22 protein-coding genes are annotated in these 18,836 nt (G+C 51.1%); 15 read left to right on the top strand and 7 right to left on the bottom strand.

Annotated features, from left to right (window positions below; all coding sequences use genetic code 11):
• Positions 1-66 precede the first annotated feature (66 nt).
• The 15 genes from JW881_15785 to JW881_15715 all read left to right on the top strand — a co-directional run bounded on the left by JW881_15785 (position 67) and on the right by JW881_15715 (position 13,760).
• On the top strand, positions 67-948 hold the full coding sequence (locus tag JW881_15785) for an ABC transporter ATP-binding protein (GenBank protein MBN1698979.1): 882 nt from the start codon (positions 67-69) through the stop codon (positions 946-948).
• The gene (locus JW881_15780) at positions 926-1,720 is read left to right on the top strand and encodes a hypothetical protein (GenBank protein MBN1698978.1); all 795 of its coding nucleotides are present in this window, start codon (positions 926-928) and stop codon (positions 1,718-1,720) included. Before JW881_15785 ends, JW881_15780 begins: the two co-directional genes overlap by 23 nt.
• A gap of 1 nt (position 1,721) precedes the next feature.
• A complete protein-coding gene (locus tag JW881_15775; GenBank protein ID MBN1698977.1) occupies positions 1,722-2,153 on the top strand; it encodes a GntR family transcriptional regulator in 432 nt (143 codons plus the stop codon).
• Positions 2,150-2,869: a DUF2807 domain-containing protein gene (locus JW881_15770; GenBank protein MBN1698976.1), complete on the top strand. Its 720-nt coding sequence runs from the start codon at positions 2,150-2,152 to the stop codon at positions 2,867-2,869. The genes JW881_15775 and JW881_15770 overlap by 4 nt, the downstream gene beginning before the upstream one ends.
• A complete protein-coding gene (locus JW881_15765; protein ID MBN1698975.1) occupies positions 2,866-3,207 on the top strand; it encodes an acyl carrier protein in 342 nt (113 codons plus the stop codon). Before JW881_15770 ends, JW881_15765 begins: the two co-directional genes overlap by 4 nt.
• The gene (locus JW881_15760) at positions 3,197-4,270 is read left to right on the top strand and encodes a hypothetical protein (GenBank protein ID MBN1698974.1); all 1,074 of its coding nucleotides are present in this window, start codon (positions 3,197-3,199) and stop codon (positions 4,268-4,270) included. The genes JW881_15765 and JW881_15760 overlap by 11 nt, the downstream gene beginning before the upstream one ends.
• A gap of 22 nt (positions 4,271-4,292) precedes the next feature.
• Positions 4,293-5,339, top strand: a complete 1,047-nt coding sequence (locus JW881_15755) for a hypothetical protein (protein MBN1698973.1) — start codon at positions 4,293-4,295, stop codon at positions 5,337-5,339.
• Positions 5,340-5,374: 35 nt separating this feature from the next.
• Positions 5,375-7,084, top strand: a complete 1,710-nt coding sequence (locus JW881_15750) for an acyl--CoA ligase (protein MBN1698972.1) — start codon at positions 5,375-5,377, stop codon at positions 7,082-7,084.
• Between the two features lie 60 nt (positions 7,085-7,144).
• Complete coding sequence (locus tag JW881_15745; GenBank protein MBN1698971.1) at positions 7,145-8,317, top strand: acyl-CoA/acyl-ACP dehydrogenase; 1,173 nt, start codon at positions 7,145-7,147, stop codon at positions 8,315-8,317.
• On the top strand, positions 8,314-9,990 hold the full coding sequence (locus tag JW881_15740) for an amino acid adenylation domain-containing protein (GenBank protein ID MBN1698970.1): 1,677 nt from the start codon (positions 8,314-8,316) through the stop codon (positions 9,988-9,990). Before JW881_15745 ends, JW881_15740 begins: the two co-directional genes overlap by 4 nt.
• Complete coding sequence (hemN, locus tag JW881_15735) at positions 9,987-11,414, top strand: oxygen-independent coproporphyrinogen III oxidase (GenBank protein MBN1698969.1); 1,428 nt, start codon at positions 9,987-9,989, stop codon at positions 11,412-11,414. Before JW881_15740 ends, hemN begins: the two co-directional genes overlap by 4 nt.
• Positions 11,415-11,431: 17 nt before the next feature.
• A complete protein-coding gene (locus JW881_15730) occupies positions 11,432-11,671 on the top strand; it encodes an acyl carrier protein (GenBank protein MBN1698968.1) in 240 nt (79 codons plus the stop codon).
• Positions 11,672-11,681: 10 nt separating this feature from the next.
• Positions 11,682-12,563, top strand: a complete 882-nt coding sequence (locus JW881_15725; protein MBN1698967.1) for a DUF169 domain-containing protein — start codon at positions 11,682-11,684, stop codon at positions 12,561-12,563.
• 163 nt (positions 12,564-12,726) lie between these two features.
• Entirely contained in the window at positions 12,727-13,500 is a 774-nt protein-coding gene (locus JW881_15720; GenBank protein ID MBN1698966.1) for an SDR family oxidoreductase, read from the top strand.
• 56 nt (positions 13,501-13,556) lie between these two features.
• On the top strand, positions 13,557-13,760 hold the full coding sequence (locus JW881_15715; GenBank protein ID MBN1698965.1) for a ferredoxin: 204 nt from the start codon (positions 13,557-13,559) through the stop codon (positions 13,758-13,760).
• Between the two features lie 16 nt (positions 13,761-13,776).
• On the opposite strand, the gene JW881_15710 is transcribed toward JW881_15715, so the two are convergent.
• The 7 genes from JW881_15710 to JW881_15680 form a co-directional block, all read right to left on the bottom strand.
• A complete protein-coding gene (locus JW881_15710) occupies positions 13,777-14,136 on the bottom strand; it encodes a 4a-hydroxytetrahydrobiopterin dehydratase (GenBank protein ID MBN1698964.1) in 360 nt (119 codons plus the stop codon).
• Positions 14,137-14,272: 136 nt separating this feature from the next.
• Complete coding sequence (locus JW881_15705) at positions 14,273-15,190, bottom strand: F0F1 ATP synthase subunit gamma (GenBank protein ID MBN1698963.1); 918 nt, start codon at positions 15,188-15,190, stop codon at positions 14,273-14,275.
• Positions 15,168-16,718, bottom strand: coding sequence for a F0F1 ATP synthase subunit alpha (locus JW881_15700; GenBank protein MBN1698962.1), 1,551 nt, complete (start codon positions 16,716-16,718; stop codon positions 15,168-15,170). Before JW881_15700 ends, JW881_15705 begins: the two co-directional genes overlap by 23 nt.
• A gap of 42 nt (positions 16,719-16,760) precedes the next feature.
• Positions 16,761-17,537, bottom strand: coding sequence for a hypothetical protein (locus tag JW881_15695; protein MBN1698961.1), 777 nt, complete (start codon positions 17,535-17,537; stop codon positions 16,761-16,763).
• Positions 17,538-17,547: 10 nt separating this feature from the next.
• The gene (locus tag JW881_15690) at positions 17,548-17,817 is read right to left on the bottom strand and encodes a F0F1 ATP synthase subunit C (protein ID MBN1698960.1); all 270 of its coding nucleotides are present in this window, start codon (positions 17,815-17,817) and stop codon (positions 17,548-17,550) included.
• On the bottom strand, positions 17,810-18,532 hold the full coding sequence (locus JW881_15685; protein ID MBN1698959.1) for a F0F1 ATP synthase subunit A: 723 nt from the start codon (positions 18,530-18,532) through the stop codon (positions 17,810-17,812). Before JW881_15685 ends, JW881_15690 begins: the two co-directional genes overlap by 8 nt.
• Complete coding sequence (locus JW881_15680) at positions 18,529-18,834, bottom strand: ATP synthase subunit I (GenBank protein MBN1698958.1); 306 nt, start codon at positions 18,832-18,834, stop codon at positions 18,529-18,531. The genes JW881_15685 and JW881_15680 overlap by 4 nt, the downstream gene beginning before the upstream one ends.
• Positions 18,835-18,836: the final 2 nt, after the last annotated feature.

Here is an 18,836-nt window from a genome sequence, read left to right as displayed (position 1 = left end):
CTTCCTGTTATTCATGTGCTACATTATTACTGTACTAGTGGTCTAGTACAGTAGGAAAGGGAAGCAATGATACAGATTACCAATCTTTCTTTCGGCTATCGAAAAAAGAAAAGGCTTTTTTCGCAGCTCAACTGCAATCTTGCCGCGGGCAACATTTACGGATTGCTGGGTAAAAACGGGGCGGGGAAAACAACCCTCCTGAAGATCGTCTGCGGCACCCTGTTCCCTCATAATGGCGAGTGCCGGGTAATGGGATATATGTCGAAAGATCGAAATCCTGTCCTTCTTTCAGATATCTATTTCATTACAGAGGAGTTTTTCACGCCGAATTTAACCGTCGGAGAATACATATTTCTCTACGGCCCTTTTTATCCGCGATTCAGCAGGAATGAACTCGAAGGTTATCTGCAAGAGTTTGCAATTTCCGAAAAGGATACATTGACCGGTCTCTCATACGGGCAGCGGAAGAAATTCCTGATTGCGTTCGGGCTTGCGACGAACTGCCGCCTTTTTATCATGGACGAACCTACCAATGGACTCGATATCCCGAGTAAAAGCCAGTTTCGAAAATTACTGGTTTCAAATGTCACAGACGATCGCATTTTTCTGGTATCGACACATCAGGCGAGGGACATGCAGCAATTGATCGACCCGATTCTTATCCTCGATGATGGGGAGATTATCTTCCATCAATCGATGGAAGAGGTGAACGACAGGCTGACCGTAAAGCTTCTTCCCGATACTCCCGGCCCCGGACAATGTATTTTTTACGAAAAGGTGATCGGCGGGTACGCGGCGCTCTGTGACGATACGGTAAACGGAGTATCGTCGGTCGATCTCGAAATACTCTTTAACGCAGTGATTAGCGACAGGGAAAGAATGAATGCCATTTTTATGAAAAAAGAGAAGCAGCCGGAGGAAAAAAATGAGAATCACCGATTTTTTTAATATCAAGCGATTCTGGTTATTGATAAAACGGGATGTGTATATGCAATACCGGACGTATCTCATCGGGCTGGGTGCGATTTTCTGTATTCTCATGATTGTCAATGTCGCTTCCATAGCAAGTGCCAAATACTGGAATTTCAACCTGGTATTTTATCCGCTTACCCTTTTTATCGGCGGTTTTATTTTTACCAGTCTCGGTTTCAATGAACTCTATCACGAGCAGGGCCGAGTTTCCTATATCGTCATTCCCGCATCGGTTTTGGAAAAATTCTCAAGCAAACTTATTATCACGAGTATCGGGTATGTCATTTTTTCCCTTGTTGTCTATTTTCTTTTTTCCGTTTTGGTTTTCTTTGTCAATACCCTCATATTCGGGCTTGCGCACCGTATCTTCAATCCGTTTCACCCGGTCATATGGCTTTGCATCAGGGTGTACTGCATTACGCAGTCCGTCTTTCTGTTCGGCGCGGTTTTTTTTAGAAGAAGCGCATTTGTCAAGACGATCCTGGGATTGTTCGGTCTGGCGACATGTTACGTGCTTTTCGCCGCGGCGGTCTTTTTAACCATGTATCTGGTGTTGTCTGCCGGAGGTCATATCTATTTTTCATTCGAACTTTTTACTCAAACAGGGCCGAAGGGTTTCGGTGAACCGTCCGTTATCCGTACGATCGCCGTCCTGCTTGCATATAATGCCAATATTTTCTTCTGGTTCGGCCTTGCGCCGTTATTGTGGGTCACATCATATTTCCGTCTGAAAGAAATAGAGGTGTAAAATGAACTTCAAGCAGGACAGGGCGATATACCTGCAGATAGCGGATTATATTACCGAGCATATTCTGTCCGGGGACTGGCGCGAAGGCGACCGTCTGCCGTCCGTCAGGGAGTTGGCCGTCAGTATCGAGGTCAATCCGAATACGGTGATGCACACATACAATTATCTGCAGGAAAAGGGGATTGTCTATAACCAGCGCGGTATCGGCTATTTTATCGCCGGGGAGGCGCTGCAAAGCACCCGAAAACTGGGGAGGGAAGCCTTTTTCCACGAGCAGTTACCCCGGATGCTCAAAAGTATGATCCTTCTGGATATCGATATTGCCGAACTGAAGAAGATGTATAAAGAATATAAAAGCGCCCGTCTGCACAAAGACGGTCAGGAGGACGGGGCTTCGGAAAAAACGAGACCTGCATCAGAGGAGAAAACATGAAAACAAGCACTTCCATCTTGCTGGTAACGATCGCCATAGTGTGCGTGATCACGGGGGTGATGATCGTCAGTATCGGATTATTCTTTATTCATAATAATTCCGATCTCGTCAAAATTGAAAAAGGTACGAAAACAATCGTTCGAAAGGAGTATGAGATCAAAGACTTCGACGTGATTGACCTGACCGGTTTCTGGAAAACGAAGATAGAATCGGATAAAGCATACCGGGTAACAGTTGTGGGGCCCGAATATGTTATAAAATACATAAGGATAGCGAGCGTGGACCGTACGCTTAAAGTAAACCAGGCATTTTTTACCGGCATACCCCCGAAAGAGATCGCAATTACGATTTCTATGCCGGGGCTTAAAAGAATAACATGCAGTGGGGGTGCCGACATAGACTTTTCCGGATTCGACGAATCGTCTCTCTCTATCGAGACGACCGGCTACAGTAAACGGATCAGGGGAAGCGATTCACGGATAACTGATTTGTCGGTCACCGGAACGGGTGTGCTGGATTTCGATTTTGATGACTGCGCCATATCCAATGCGACACTTGACCTTACGGGCAGAGGGAATATCGCGTTGAATATGTCCGGGGGTGTGCTGGACGGCAGAGTGAGAGGCGGTATTACCGTTACCTGCGGCGGGATCATCGGCGAACATTCCATAGAGTTTTTTGAAGGTGCCGGATTTATCCGCAAGGAGGAAAAATGAAAAGCGACATGAATCATGATTCCGGACGTTTTAAAGGGGATGTAAGTTTTCAATCCTTTAAAGCGATGGTCGCGGAATATCTCGGGGTTGACCGGGACAGCGTAACGGATACCGCGTTGTTCGTCGAGGATTTGGGAATTGATTCGTTGAGTCTCATGAATTTCATCATCAGGCTCGAAACGGAATACAAGATCGACTGTGCAATGGACACATTATGGACGATAAAGAATGTCGGCGACGCTTACAGGGTATTTTTCCGGGAAAAGGATCCCTCAAAAGCACCCGAAAACGGCGAAGAATCGATCAACAAGGTAAAGGCGGTATTGAATGAGAACTGATAATGTATATATCAGATCTTTGGGCTATTATATACCGGAAGGAAGACTGACGAATGACGATGTGCTTCATGCACTCGAAAAAGCGAATAAAGGCCATATGGGTAAGGATGATCTCCGCCTGCTGGTCTACGGCACGGGAAAAAAGTTCGAGTTCCTGGGCATCCGGACGCGGAGTTTCTGTCCGGAAGAAAGCGATGACAACTCGGTCTCCATGGCCCGGAAAGCGGCCGTACTGGCACTCGGAGATGCGTCTCTGGATAGAAGGGATATCGACTGCGTCATCGTCTGCGGCGTGACCAATCCTTTCCGCGAACCCCCCCTGTCGCTGGCGGTCGCCGCCTCTTTGGGAATGGAACCGGCGGATTACTTCGATATCAATGATACCTGTAACGGCTTCATGAAAAGCATTGATATCGCATCCCAATACATTCGGACGGGAAAATACGGCAATGTTCTGGTCGTTTCGAGTGAAAATCCCTATGAACTCGCTGCGGGTCTCGGTATCGATTACCGGCTCGAAACGGTGGAGGAGGCGGATGTTCGGTTTTCCGGTTTTATTGCCGGAAGCGGTGCCGCGGCCGCCGTTATCAGCGGTCAAACCGGGAAACGGATCGTCAATACCGGTGAAAAAAAGGGAACACGGCAATGGGACGCATCGATTTTGACCGTTCCCGGTATTTCAGTACCCGGTTCATCGTCGGGTCCGGGAAGTCCCGGCATGCTGACGAACGCGCGACTGATCGCGGCACAGGTTATAAAGGATATTCCGGTATTTTTCGGCCGGACATTAGCGGAGTGGAAAATGAAGACGGAAGATTTCGATCTTTTTGTGATGCATCAACTCGGAAACAATGTGACGTTCGGAACACTCGATGCGCTTAAGGTTCCAGGAAGTAAAGCCCCCGTCAACACATTCTCCGAATACGGAAATATGGGGAGTGCCAATCTTCCGGTCAATCTTGCTGTAGCCCGGGAACGCGGGTGTATCGACAAAGGAGATTCGGTCATACTCATAAGCAGTGCGTGCGGCCTCTCCTATTCATTCCTTCACATATTATGGTAATGACGGTAAAGGAAAACAATATATGAGAACAATAATGGAAAAGAAGAATGCCGGGTTGTTGATCGGAGAATATGATGCTGTCGATGATCTGAGAAAGAAGGTGCTTGATTCGCCGGCCGTCACGATGGATCGGACGTCACCCACATGCAGGTATCGCGGAACGGTGGTCGATCTGCGGGAGGGGGAGGCCCGTCCGAGGATAACGGGATGGCAGCGAAACGTTGGAAGGATAGGTGGCATGGATGTTTCTTTGCCGGCTGTTATAACGGTGGCTCTGAACGAAAAGCACAGGATCGAATCCGTCGAACTCGACGATTCTTTTAGGGGCAGCAAGGGACTGATGTGTTCCCGGAATCATCTGAACCGGCGGCTGCAGCGCGAGCTGACCGGCCATGTGTTTGACGGAACAATCATCAACAAAGCGAAGGTGAGAAATACCCATTGTTTTCATGTATTCGAGGTGTTGAGCGGAATGTACTCCTGCGATACGCTGATGAAAAAAAACGGGTATGAGGTTTGCCGGCCGGAATCCTTCGCCTTTGAAGAAGAAGTAATTGACAGCGTGATCGACGGCGACACCCTATGTTCGGAAGGGGTGTACCTTTTAAAAAACAAGCCGCCCGTTCGTTACAGGCTGGTCCTGCACGACATCATGAAGAATGTCGGGTTCAGCGCCGGCGGAATCCTGAAAACTTCAGGCGGCATCGGGGCCGATTTCAGTCTGAACGGAACCCTTATTGAAAGCGGGACTGTATCGGTCAACAATCAGGAAACAGGTCATGTTGATATAGGCAGGTTTCTTTTTATGTGTATTTCACATATGAAGCGTTTTTTCTGTATCGGGCCCCGTCACCGTCTTTTCAACACGAATCTGTATCCGGGGGCGTATATCGGGATGCTGGTTCAATCGATCGCGATCCGGCTTTTCAACGATAATTACCGCTATATCATGCACGTCCTCACCGCATTACAGAGAAACGATGAAGTGCCGTTGTGTATCGGGTCCGTGCTTGATCAAAAGGAGGCCTCTGTCTATTTCCCGGGATTCGATACCGGCGATCTCATATAAGGGGATCGATCACAACAAGAGGCGAGGAGAAGATTATGATGTTTGAAACACCGACATTGGACTGTGTGCTTTCGTCCGTCGCGAAAAAATATGCGGATAAACCGGCGATCATATTCTGCGAAAAACGAATCACCTACCGGGAACTTCATGCGCATTCGAACAGGTTGTCGCGTTCGCTGCGGCGTCTCGGTATAAAGAAGCATGATAAAGTCGCCATACTGCTTCCCAATTGCCTCGAATACATGTATGTCTATTTCGCGTTGTTTATGATCGGCGCATGGGCGGTTCCCTTGAGTACCCGTTATGAACTCGATGAACTGAGATCCGTCATTGACGATTCGGACGCGGTCGCAATTGTCTATCAGGACAGGGTCGGAACATTCGATTATAACGATATCCTGGCCGGGATAACGGAATCATCGCCGCGCATCCATGTCACCGTATGTCTGGGTCTGGGTACCCTGCCGGGAAGTGTGCCGTTTTACAGGTTGATTCGGGAATCCGAAACCGAATACGGCGATTTGACAATCGAAGACGTTGATTTGACAATCGAAGACGGCGATTTGACAATCGAAGACGGCGATTTGACGGCAGGAGACGACGGCCGGGTGTCCGAAGACGGGGAAGAGGCCGTCGACCCCGACGATATCGCGCTTTTGGCATATACATCGGGGACGACCGGAACACCGAAAGGTGTGATGATTCCGCACAAGAATTTGGTGCTGACGTCCTGTTATACGGCTGCGCTTTGGGAGGTCGAAGACGAAGTCGCTTTTTCCGTCGCGCCCCTTTATGCTGCTCAGGGATTTCTCGCCGTGTTGATCGATCTTGTCGCCGGCGTGACGATGAAATGGATATCCCGTTTCAACCCGAATGATATCCTCGAGCATCTGGCCCGGAAAGAAGTGACCGCGTTTCATACGCAACCGACAATGTGGGCCATTCTTGTGTCCCTGTCGGCGTTCCGCCATATCGATTTCTCTCACCTGAGAAAAGTCGTCGTCTCGGGTTCTCTCTGTTCTTCTCACCTTGCTTCCCGAATACGGGAAGCCGTGGGGTGCCCGCTTCTCAACGCGTACGGCCTGATAGAGGCGACCGGCGTCGTCACCGCGACACGGCCGGACGACGATGAGGAGATCCGCTTGAACACGGTCGGCAGGCCGATACCGGGTGTGGAGGTGAAGATAGTGGATGAAAACAGGCGGGAAGTAGGGAAGGGCGGAGTAGGTGAACTCGCGGTACGGGGATACCTGATGGCGGGCTATTATAAAAACGGGGCGAAAACCGCGGAAGTCATCGACGACGGCGGGTGGCTGTACACGGGTGATCTCGCATGCTACCACGACGACGGGATCAACATTAAAATCGTCGGCAGGTGCAAGGATATGGTAATCAGGGGCGGCTTCAATGTGTATCCCATCGACGTCGAGGAGTGCCTTTTATCCTGCCGGGGTATCGAGGACGCCGCAGTGGTCGGAAGGCCGGACGATATTTTAGGGGAACGCATTGTCGCGTTTGTCATACCGGACCCGCACTTCGGCATGACGCCGGGGGAAGTGAAGGCTTTCTGCCGTGGCAAAATCGCCAATTACAAAATACCCGATGAAGTTTATTTTGTTTCGCAATTTCCGGTACTGATGTCGGGAAAGGTACGCAAAAACGTACTCGCCGAATGGGCCGTAATCGGGATTCCCGTGCGGAACCGTCTGCTTTTTAACGATATCCCGATCGCCGGCGTCGGTTAATACGGCGGATCGTTTTTGGATTCGGCTATGGAGCGTCATGGATCGATAGATACGGAATGTATGAAAGGGGACAACGGAATGGATTTTACGATAACGGAAGAACAGGATGAAATACGGCAGGCAATCCTCACGCTTTGCGGCAAACGGCTGAACCATCATGTCCATGAAGATGATGAAACCTCGGTTTTCCCCTCGGAAAAATGGAAGGCGTGCGGCGAGTTCGGTCTGCCGGGATTGCCCATCCCCGAGGAATACGGCGGTATCGGCCTTGATATGCTTTCGACCGCAATGGCGATTCGGGCGTTCGGGTATGGCTGTCACGACGAGGGACTTGTTTTTTCACTCTGCGCCCACATGCTTACATGCGTTGTCCCCGTTTTCCGTTTCGGAACGGAGGAACAGAAGCGGCGATTCCTTCCGAAGCTTTGCAGCGGGGAGTATATCGGGGGCAATGGTATCACCGAAGCGGAAGCAGGATCGGACGTGTCGTCAATGCGAACAACGGTGAAAAAAACGGCCGGCGGGTACCGGCTTGAGGGAACAAAGATATTCGTTACGAATGGTCCCGTCGCGAACCTGCTTGTCATATACGCGAAACATCCGCAGGGAATGAAGATGCTCGACGTTTCGGCGTTTATCGTGGGAACGGATAACCCGGGATTACGCGTGGGGCAGGTGTTCAAAAAAATGGGATTGCGTACGGCTCCCCTGAGTGAGATTGTTCTGGATGAGTGTGCGGTTGATGAAAACGGTCTTCTGGGGAGGGAACGTATGGGAATGGAGATATTCAATGACAGTATGATGTGGGAACGGGTCATTATGGCGGCCTATCATATCGGTTCGATGGAACAGCAATACGAACTGACCGCCGGGTACGCTTCGATGCGCAAACAATTCGGCCGAAGTATCATCGGGTTCGAGAGCGTGGCGGACAGGCTCGTGGATATGAAAATGAGGATCGAAACCGCACGGCTGCTTCTTTATCGCGTGTGCTGGGATTATGATCGCGGCAAGGCGGATCTCCCGGACGCCGCGATGGTGAAGCTGTACGCTTCCGAATCGAAGGTGGCCAACAGTATGTCGGCATCGCATATTTTCGGCGCATACGGGTACATGAAAGAAAGCAGGGTCGAAAAACAATTGCGTGATTCGATCGCGGCGACCGTGTATTCCGGGACATCGGAGATTCAAAGGAGAATAATTTCGGAAAAAATAAGGAGTGAGTACGCATGAATCGTCTGTTGCATCATCTTTTTGAAAAATCAGCCCGGCGTTATCCCGGTGCGGTTGCCGTCGGGGCCGGCGATATCGAGATCACCTATCGGGTATTACGGGAGAAAAGCAACGCCCTCGCACGCCGGCTGATCGCATTGGGCTTCGGGCCACGAAGTACCGCGGGAGTATACATCGACAAGTCGATTGAGGCTATCGTCACAATGATTGCGGTTCTGAAAACCGGCGGCATCTATATCCCGCTCGATGCGTTCTATTCGCCGCCCGCCCGCATCAAGAATATTATCGCATCAAGCGGGACGAGGTATATCGTCACGACATCGGGATTATGGGGAGGCTTTGTATCAAAGATCTCCGGCGTGGAATCGGGCCTTATTTCCGGAATGCATGTCATTCTGGTCGATAATCTTCTCGAAAAAGACGCAGGCGCGGGCGGGGGAACACCCCGGGCGGTATCAAAAAACGACGGCCTCGTGTGTTTTCATCATTGTGACGGATCGGACGCGGATGCGATCGATATCGATCCTGCTGTCACGGATGGCGATCCTGCGTATATCCTCTATACATCCGGGTCGACCGGAGATCCGAAGGGGGTGGTCATTTCACACCGGAACGCACGCGCATTCGTCGATTGGGCGCTCTCGACCTTCAGACCCGGCAATCGTGATGTGTTTTCCAATGTAGCGCCGCTGCATTTCGACCTTTCGGTCTTCGATATTTACGTCCCACTTGCCTGCGGCGCGTCCGTGAGGATTCTTCCTCAGACGGCGAGCGGCAATCCCCGTGCTCTTGTGGATTGGATCGAAGAAAACCGGATTACCTATTTTTATTCGGTTCCTTCCGTCTGGATTTCGATACTGCACTATGCGAATATTCACCGGGATTCGATGCAAAGCCTCACCCACATATTGTTCGCGGGCGAGGTCTTCCCGCCACGGCATCTCAGACGGCTCATGGGCCTGATTCCCCGCGCCGAGTATTACAATCTCTACGGCCCCACGGAAACGAATGTTTGTACGTTTTATCACGTCCGTGACAGGGATTCCGTTACCGATATCCCAGTCCCGATCGGAAGCGCGTGCCGGGGCACGGAAACGATCGTCGTCAAGGTTGACGATACCGAGGCTTTACCAGGCGAAGAAGGGGAACTTCTGGTAAGGGGACCGCTCGTGTGCAGTGGTTATTACGGGGATCCGGTGAGGACAGAGGCGTGTTTCAGGGAGAGTCCGCTTCCCCGCCACAACCGGGCGTTGTTCTACCGGACGGGGGACATCGTGAGGGTTGTCGGTGAAGGGGAGTACCGGTATGTCGGCAGGAAGGATCTGATGGTCAAATGTTCGGGATTTCGCGTGGAGTTGCAGGAAGTGGAGACGGCGTTTCTCAAACATGCCCGGGTGGGGGAGGCCGTCGTTGTTCCGGTATATGACTCGGACCGGATCAATGCCGGGTACCTGGCGGCATTCGTTACGGTAACGGGAACTGCTGAAATCAGGGCGATCGAACTGAAATCGTTTCTGGCAGGTGTCATCCCCCGGTACATGATTCCGGAAGAGATAATCGTTTTAGGGTCGATGCCGAAAAATACAAACGGAAAAACGGACCGTCTGAAACTCCAGGAACGGGCGAACAACCGGCAGACGGCGGAGGAATACGCTGCAGGAGCGGCACGATGAATACGCGTGATCTTCTGGCATTGGAATATCTCTGCAAAAAATATAATGAAACGAATATACCCCTTTATCTCAGCTATCCGACGACCGCCTTCTGGGGGTCGAGGTCTGATGATGATGTCTATTATCGTTCGTTTTCAGATGAGTCCGTATCGTTCCTTTATTTTCACTTTCCCTATTGTAAAAAACACTGCTATTACTGCTGCTGCTATTCGGAAGCGACCGGGGATGAAGAAAAAAAGGAAACCTACATCCGGTATATCAAGAAGGAGTTGCTGCAAAAACTTCCCCTTATTTCATCCGTCATCCGCGGCGGACTCCGTGAGATGCATTGGGGAGGGGGAACCCCCACCTATCTCGGCTGCAAACAGATCGAGGATGTCTTTACCGCCATTACGGATAATATACGGGTAGAGAACGCCGGAGGGGGTGGGATATCGATCGAGGCCTATCCGGATGAAACGGACCTCCCGTTCGATAAATTGAAACTCCTCCGCGACCTTGGCTTTAATGAAATCAGTTTCGGGATTCAGGATTTCGACAACCGTATCCAGCGTGCGATCAACAGGGATTGTAACGAACAAACGGTCCGGCGGATCGTCACGAATGCCAAAAAAGCCGGATTGCGGGTTCACATCGATCTTTGTTACGGACTCCCGTTTCAGGGATTGCACGAAAGCGAAACGACGATACGGACGGTGATCGACATGAATCCGGACCGTATCGCGCTCTTTCCGTACGCCCATTATCCGGCGCTTTTCCCGATGCAGCGTTTCATACCTCAATCGGGCGTTCCGAATTCATTTATGAAGGTGCTTGTCTTCATGGAGTGTGAAGCGGCTTTGATATCCGCGGGGTACCGGAAAATCGGTATCGACCATTTCGTGAAACCCGAAAATCCCCTCTGGCGTGCGGCTTGTGAAAAAAGAATCGTCAAGGATTTCATGGGGTATTCCCGGGACGCCCGGCGTGCCTTTATCGGTTTCGGCAGTTCCGCCATCAGTTTTTCCGGAAACGGTTATTTTCACAATGCAACTTCGATCAAAGACTATTTCACCGCGATTGACGAAGGCAGGCTTCCACTCCGGCCGGACATGTCGCACATGATGTCGCCGGACGATATGATTAGGAACGGCGTTATTCAAAAAAGTATATTAAGCGATGGAGAGATCGATAAAAACCATATCAATGCGATGTACTCGATCGATTTCGACCGATATTTCGCCCGTGAGTGTGAGGAGCTGCGTGAATACGAAAAAGACGGTCTCCTCTGTTTTACTTCGGATGACATCGTGAAGATCACCCCGACCGGCCTGTTTTTCGCCCGTCATATCGCCCATGTCTTCGATTCATGGTACCGCAGCGGCCATAAGACGATGCCGCGCGTTCCGATAAAGAAAACAACCATACAGGGAGTAAAAACATGACCATACAGGAGCGACTGGTGCCTTTCATAGCAAAAGCGGCACATCTGCCAGAAAAAGATATCGATGACCGCCTGCCGATATACAATTCGGGGATCGTTTCCTCGTTGAGACTTCTCGAGATGATGACATTCATCGAAAAGGCCTTCGGGATCGTCATCAGGCCCGAAGAACTCATCGAGGATAATTTCAGGGATGTCGGAACGATTGCGGGATTTATACAATCAAAAACCCGCCGTGTCGTCGCAGGGGAAACGTAAGGCGGTTTGCATGAAGCACGGAATATACAGGAAGTTCAGGGAGTTCATGTCGGTGTTCGATTGCTGTCCGGACCCCCTCGCCGTCTATTATACCGATACGAAACCGCAAGGTTCCGTGGGACCGCGGGGGGGATTTTCGATCGATATAAAAGGGCCGGGCGACCTGTTTCGTCTGGCCGGCAAGGGGGCCTCCCTGATGGAAGAAAAACGGAAGCGCTTTCGTTGTCTGTTTCAGTTTTTGGCGATAACGAGGAAGGACCATATTCCATCGGTCTTCGATAAGGATAATTTCGGCTGCCCCGGCTTTCGATTTTACAGCGGTTATACGGAAAAACTTCCGTTGTTCAATCACTTTTTTACGTCCACCGGTTTCCCGATGCTCTATAAGGGGGAGCGGTTCGCGCCGTCACCCTCCTCGTCCCAACGTCATGCCAAACTGCTCGAAGGACTAATGCCGGGGGGGAGATACCTTGTCTTCGACGCCATGGACAACCTTCCGCCGGATGTCGACCCGGCCATCGTCGTTTTTTTCTGCAACGCCGAAGCCCTCGCGGGACTCGTGGGCCTCGTGCGGTTCACGACCGACCGCGCGGACGCGGTTTGTTCTCCTTTTTCATCCGGATGCGCGTCGATATTCAGCTGGCCCATGAAATTCAAACAGGAAAACAAGGAAAACGCCGTTATCGGGGTATTCGATCCGGCGGCCCGCCCGTATATGACGCCGGGAGAGATGACCTTGAGTATGTCCTACGGACTCTTTAAAAAAACACTCGTTGCCTATAAAAGAAGTTTCATCTACTCGGACAGGATAAAAGGGGGAATTATCAAGGAAGCGGTTCCGGGCTGGCCCGCAGTAAGAAGAAGGGCGAAAGGACTCAATCGTCATCATTGAGAATCCGGATATGAGGAGAAAGCGTATTTTCCCCGTTCCCTCCGGGGATAATCATCAGTAAATTAACGAACCTCGTGATTATCAAGAACATCTGCCCTTCGTATAGTATCATAACCGGTTATTCATATGTGCGCTTCCGGCGCACTTCACGAAGAAAGGAGAGATGAAGATGACATTATATGAAGACATAAAGGGGAAAACGGCCGTCGTCACCGGCGGCGCCGCGGGTATCGGCAGGGCGGCGGTCCTCGCTTTCGCGGATAACGGGGTCAATGTCGCAATCGCCGACGTGCAGGAAGATAAAGCGAAAGAGACGCTTCTTTTGATGGAAGGGAAACCCGGTGCGGGGTATTTTATCAAGACCGATGTTTCGTCGGACTACGATGTCAGGCAGATGATCGAAGAGACCATTAACAGATTCGGTTGTGTCGATTACGCGTTCAATAACGCAGGGATAGAAGGCGGACAGGGAAAGATCGCCGAATACGGCGAAGAAGAATGGAACAGGGTTATTTCAATCAATCTCAAGGGTGTCTGGCTGAGCATGAAATACGAGATCAGGCACATGCTTGAAAGGGGAAAGGGGGCGATCGTCAACACGTCTTCGGTCGCGGGGAAGGTGGGATTCACCGGCCTCGCCCCGTATGTGGCTTCAAAACACGGCATCAATGGCCTGACAAAGACGGCGGCGCTGGATTACGCGGCGAACGGTCTCAGAATCAATGCCGTCTGTCCCGGCGTCATACGCACGGAGATGATCGACAGGGTGACCGGCGGGGACCCTGAAAAGGAAAAAGCCTTTATCGGACTCGAACCGATAGGACGGATGGGCAGGCCGGACGAAATAGCGTCGGCGGTTTTGTGGCTGTGTTCGGATTCGTCCTCGTTCGTGACCGGTCATTGTCTTGTCGCCGACGGCGGATTTATTGTGAAATAAAGGAGGTTTCGATTATTAATATATGGATCGAAGATGATCTATGTGAAGGATGCGGATTGTGCGCAGAACTATGTCCGGATACATTCAGAGTGGAGGGGGGCATCGTGACCGTATGCTGCAACACAATCGATGCCTCCCCCGGTTACAGCGGCAATAACAGGGTTCCCTATGACATCGAGGTGTGCGTACGGGAGGCTGTTGAAACGTGCCCCGAAGAAGCGATTGTCATCGAAAACGGCAGGCTGCCCTTCGAAATGTAGTCAGACTCACCGGTTATTAAAATGCCGATGCCGGCGTCTTGATATCGTCGATTTTCGCGGCGAGGATGAAATCATTCTCACTCAAGCCCCCTATTTTATGCGTCCACAACGTCACCTTTACTTTTCCCCATGAAAGCGATATATCGGGATGATGGCCCGCTTTTTCCGAGCGTTTACCGATACTGATCGTCAATCCAAGGGCGTCCCTGAAATCCTTTGTCCTGAACGTTCGTTCAAGGTGATGGCCGTCTTTTAATTCCCAATCCGGATGTATTTCCTTTTTCATAAGTTTCACCCTGTCCTCCCGCAGCGGTTCGTCCCCTTCCCTTGGCTGCACGCAGCGGCGGTCTTTCAAAGCGCTTTTTACGGTGTTCATGATTGTTTCCTCCATTTCCTGAATATGATATTCCCTTCATGTATAACAGTATAATGACGGGGCTTTCCGCCGTTAATGGTTATATTCGTTTTTTCTCCCGCATAATTCCTCTTTCTTCGGGATCCGTCGGTGGCGCCTATCCGGTGATCGATTCGAAACCTGAAACGATATCGAGAAGTTCGCCGGTAATCGCCGTCTGGCGGAGACGATTGTATGCGGCAGTCAACTCTTTCTGACGGCGGCCTATGGTTTTTTCCGTGTTGTCCATTGTCGCGAGCCTGCTCGAGTTCTCACTCGATAAGGATTCGACAAGCGTCCTGAATAATTCGATGTAGATATATTCGCGGATCATCGCCTTGAGGATCTTTTCCGGTTGGTCGAACAATACGGGGAGACTTCCGCCTTCCCATGGTTTGCCGCCTAGTCCGTTCAGTTCCTCCGGAGACGGGGGATAGATCGTCAATGACGACGGAAAGTAGAACGGATGTTGATGCAGTCTGTTGTAATAGATGGTTATCCGCCCGACATTATCCCTTTCAAGCCATACACGGATAATCTGCAATATATCGGCAAGCAAAGGGGTGATATCGTCCAGGCTTCCGGCCATGGGAAACTCCTCGTTCACCGCGATTCCTTCGTTTCGGAGCAGTCCGCCGATTTTATAACCGATACTCACGGAGCGCAGACGGCCTTCGGACAGGGCGACAAGATTACCCTTTTCTTTGAGAAAGTCCAGAAGCCGTTGATTAAAACGGCCGACCAGACCCTGTTCGCTTCCTATAACGATGATGATGTGAAGTGCCTTTCTCCGTCCGTTCCCCGCCGCGGGGAAAAACGATGGCGGTGAATTTCCGGGACTACCGGCTTGTTCCGATAACGCCCTCAGGACGATATGAAATCCCCGGAATATGGTTTTGGAATAGTGCCGCAAAGACTCAAGCGCGCGTTCGTATTGTCTGATGTTCACGGCAGAGAGCGTCTTCATGGTTTTGACGATGCCATGCATTTCATTCGTGCTTTTGATTTTCTTTTTAATCCCCTGGATCTGTTCCATGACCGCCTTTCGTTTGAAAGTTTTCAAGCAGATACCGTATCGCATCGATGATTTTTTTCTCCATGTCCTCCATCAGATCGCTTCCCCGATTGAAGACCTCATCGAGACTGCCGAATTCGTCGCGCGCCATCCCGGTTATCTCCGTTTTCACTTCCCTGATGTCTGTAAGTGGAATATCATCGAGCATGTTTTCCTTGACGGCGAGGAGTATTATGATTTGCTGGGTAACCGAAAGCGGACTATACCGGTCCTGTTTCAATATTTCCCGTACGCGTTTCCCGTGTTCCAGCGTTTTCATGGTTTTCTCGTCGAGTCGTGTTCCGAAACGGGAGAAGCTTTCCAGTTCCATAAACTGTGAATAGGCGAGGCGGAGATCTCCCGCTACATGCCGGTACGCCCGAAGCTGCGTTTTCCCTCCGACCCTGGAAACGGACTTTCCTATGTCGACGGCCGGCAGGACCCCTTCCTGAAACAATGACGGTGAATGGTATATCTGTCCGTCGGTAATGGATATGAGATTTGTCGGTATATAGGCGGATATGTTTTCAGCCTGGGTTTCGCATATCGGAAGGGCCGTCATCGAACCGCCGCCGAGTTCCTTTTTGAGGTGGGTCGATCGTTCGAGCAGCCGTGAATGGATATAGAAGATATCCCCGGGGTAGGCTTCGCGCGCGGGCGGCCTGCGAAGCAGCAGGGATATTTCCCTGTAGGCCCTCGAATGTTTGGTGAGATCGTCGTAAACGACGAGAACATCCCGTCCCCGGTGCATGAAATACTCGGCGATACTCGCCGCCGCGTAAGGGGCGGCAAAGCTCAATCCGGGCGTATCGTCGCCTGTGGATACGACAACGATCGACCGGTCCATCACGTCATGGTTTTCGAGGTCCTTGATAACCCCGCTTACGGCCGCGCTTCGCTGCCGTATGGCGCAGTAAACGGACACGACACCCGTGTCTTTCTGGTTGATGATCGTATCCAGGGCGATCGCCGTTTTACCTGTCTGGCGGTCGCCCAGTATGAGCTGCCGCTGCCCGCGGCCGATCGGGATAAGGGCATCGATGACGGCGATTCCCGTCTGAAGCGGGACCGTGACCGGCAGACGTTCCATGATCGGCGGGGCGGTCCGTTCGACGGGAATCCGTTCGGAAGCGCGGATTACGCCTTTTCCGTCGCGAGGACGGCCGAGCGGATCGATCACCCTCCCGAGAAGACCCCCGCCGACGGGAACGTCCAGCAGGCGCCCCGTCCTCTTGACCCTGTCGCCGATACGGAAACCGGGGTTGTTGTCGAAGAGGACGATCGCCGTATCTTCGGGTTCGAGATTGAAAACCATGCCGAGACTGCCGTCGGGAAACTCCATGACCTCTAGATAGGATGCACCGGGCAGGCCGTCCGCATGCACGATACCGCCGCCCATGGCGGTCACCGTTCCCGTCTCCTCTTTCCCGAGTCGCGGCGTATGCCCGGTAAGGGCGCCGTCGATGATGGACATCGTGTTATTCATTTCCTGCGTCATCGGTTTTTCCATTATTTTTCCTTTTTCCTCCGGGTTATGAGCTTTGGGGACGTATTACGCTTCCGTTTTATGTGAGCGTGAGTTTTCATCGATGAGACCCTCGATCTTTTTTAGGAGATCGTCGAGATAATCGTCCACGTTCCATGATAGCCGCTTCCCGCCGCATTCCGCGCTTATTCCATAGCCGTGTTCCGTTCCCGTTTTGAACACGATTTCCGGTTTCCGATGGGTCCGTGCGGCAATCGCTTTTTCGATTTCCCTCTTTGCGCCGGTCTTTATTTCAGATCGTGAGTGAATCGTAATAACGCCGCCGCTTTGACCGGCACCGTTTCCCAAAAGCGATTCGATATCCGAACCGTCGAGTTTATCAATGAACGCGCGGGCGATATGGTCCTCGATATCGGTGCCGGCCAGGTCATTGAAAATTCTGCCTGCCACGGATATTACTTCTTTTGCGATGTGGTTCCGCAAATCGATGAGAAATGATGCTTTTTCTTCTTCCAGTGTCCGTATCCATTGCAGCTTCAATTCATTCACCGTGTCTTTCTGTTCGGCGAATTGTTTATCATAATGCGCTTTCAGTTCCTTTTCGTTTTCTTTTATCAATGTTTCTTTTTCTTTTTCCCACCCTGAGAGTTTCTCTCCGTATCTTTGGTGAAGGTCGTCCGCTTCCTTTTTTTTCGATTCGATTTCGGAAAATCGATCTGCGATATGGGCCTTTCGCTCCTTCATAACCTTTAATAGCCGCTTAAAAAGAATCAGCCGGAGAAGGATAACGAGGATGAGGACATTGACGATCTGGGCGCCGATGGTAAACCAGTCTATATTCACTCGAGACTCCTCAACCGCCCGTGACGCTGTTCCAGAACGGATTCGCGAAAATCAGAATGATCGAGATGACGAAACAATATATCGCGGTGGATTCTATCATCGCCAGTCCGACGAACAGTGTTCTGGTAATGGTTTGTGATTCATCCGGCTGCTGGGCGATCGACGTAAGCGCCTGCGCCAATGCCTTCGCTTCCCCCAGGGCCGGCCCTATGGAACCGATGGCGATGGTCAACCCCGCGATAATGATCGATATCGAACCGATAAGAGAGATGTCACTCATGTGTATCTCCTTTCATGTTTTTGTTTATTTTGTCGTTGTGCGCGCGAACGGCCGAAGCAATATACACCGTTGCCAGCACCGCGAAAATATATGCCTGAATCTGCCCGATCAAAAGCCCCAATGCCTGCATGATAACCGGAACGAAAAGCGGAGCGACGGAAAGCAGTATTCCGGCGACGAGACTTCCGCTCATCACATTGCCGAAGAGTCGAATCGCCAGAGACAATGTCCGCGATATTTCGCTGATGATGTTGAACGGCAGCATGAGGGGATTCGGTGTTATGTATTTTTTGAAATAAACGGAAAACCCGCCGCTCCGTATGCCGTAATAAGGAACCGCGAAAAACACACACACCGCGAGAGCGCCGGTCGTATAGAGAGAAGCGGTCGGGGCCGAATAGCCGGGGATGAAATCAAGCAGATTCGAAATCGATATAAACAGAAACAATGTGCCGGGAAAGGCGATATAGTCATCCGTCTTTACGTGCATGATGGTTGTGATCTGATCCCTGATCATACCGACGATGGCTTCGAGGAGCGCCTGACGGCGTGAAATATCGGGTCCCCGTTTGAGCCTCATCGTCGCTAAAATCGAAACGACCACGATAATGCCCATCACGATCCATGAGAACACGATCGTACCCGAAATCGTGAAAGGACCGATACGGCAAAAGACGATCGAATCGGGTGTGAGGTTTATAGTCGTATCGCTCATACGCCCGTTTCTTCCTTTCTCGAGGCCTGCTTCACGTGTTTTGTGACGACGATGCGAGCGGTCAAAAATCCGGTTAATCCGGCTATCAGGGAAACAGCCGAACCGAAAGAATAACTCAGATAAAAAAAGACCGCGACAAGAAGGAACCTGATAACGAAGCTGATGACAAACAGGGATTTACCGGATTTTTTCGAAACGCTTTGTTTTACGGTCAACCATAAGCCAAGAAAAAAAATGATTCCTGCCGCAGCGCCGGCGGTGAATCCGAGAAAACTGTTGACGAACATATTCATGATACTCATCG

This window comes from Spirochaetales bacterium, assembly GCA_016930085.1.
In the GTDB taxonomy this organism is placed as follows: Bacteria; Spirochaetota; Spirochaetia; order SZUA-6; family JAFGRV01; genus JAFGHO01.
This window is presented reverse-complemented; position numbering and strand designations above follow the sequence as displayed.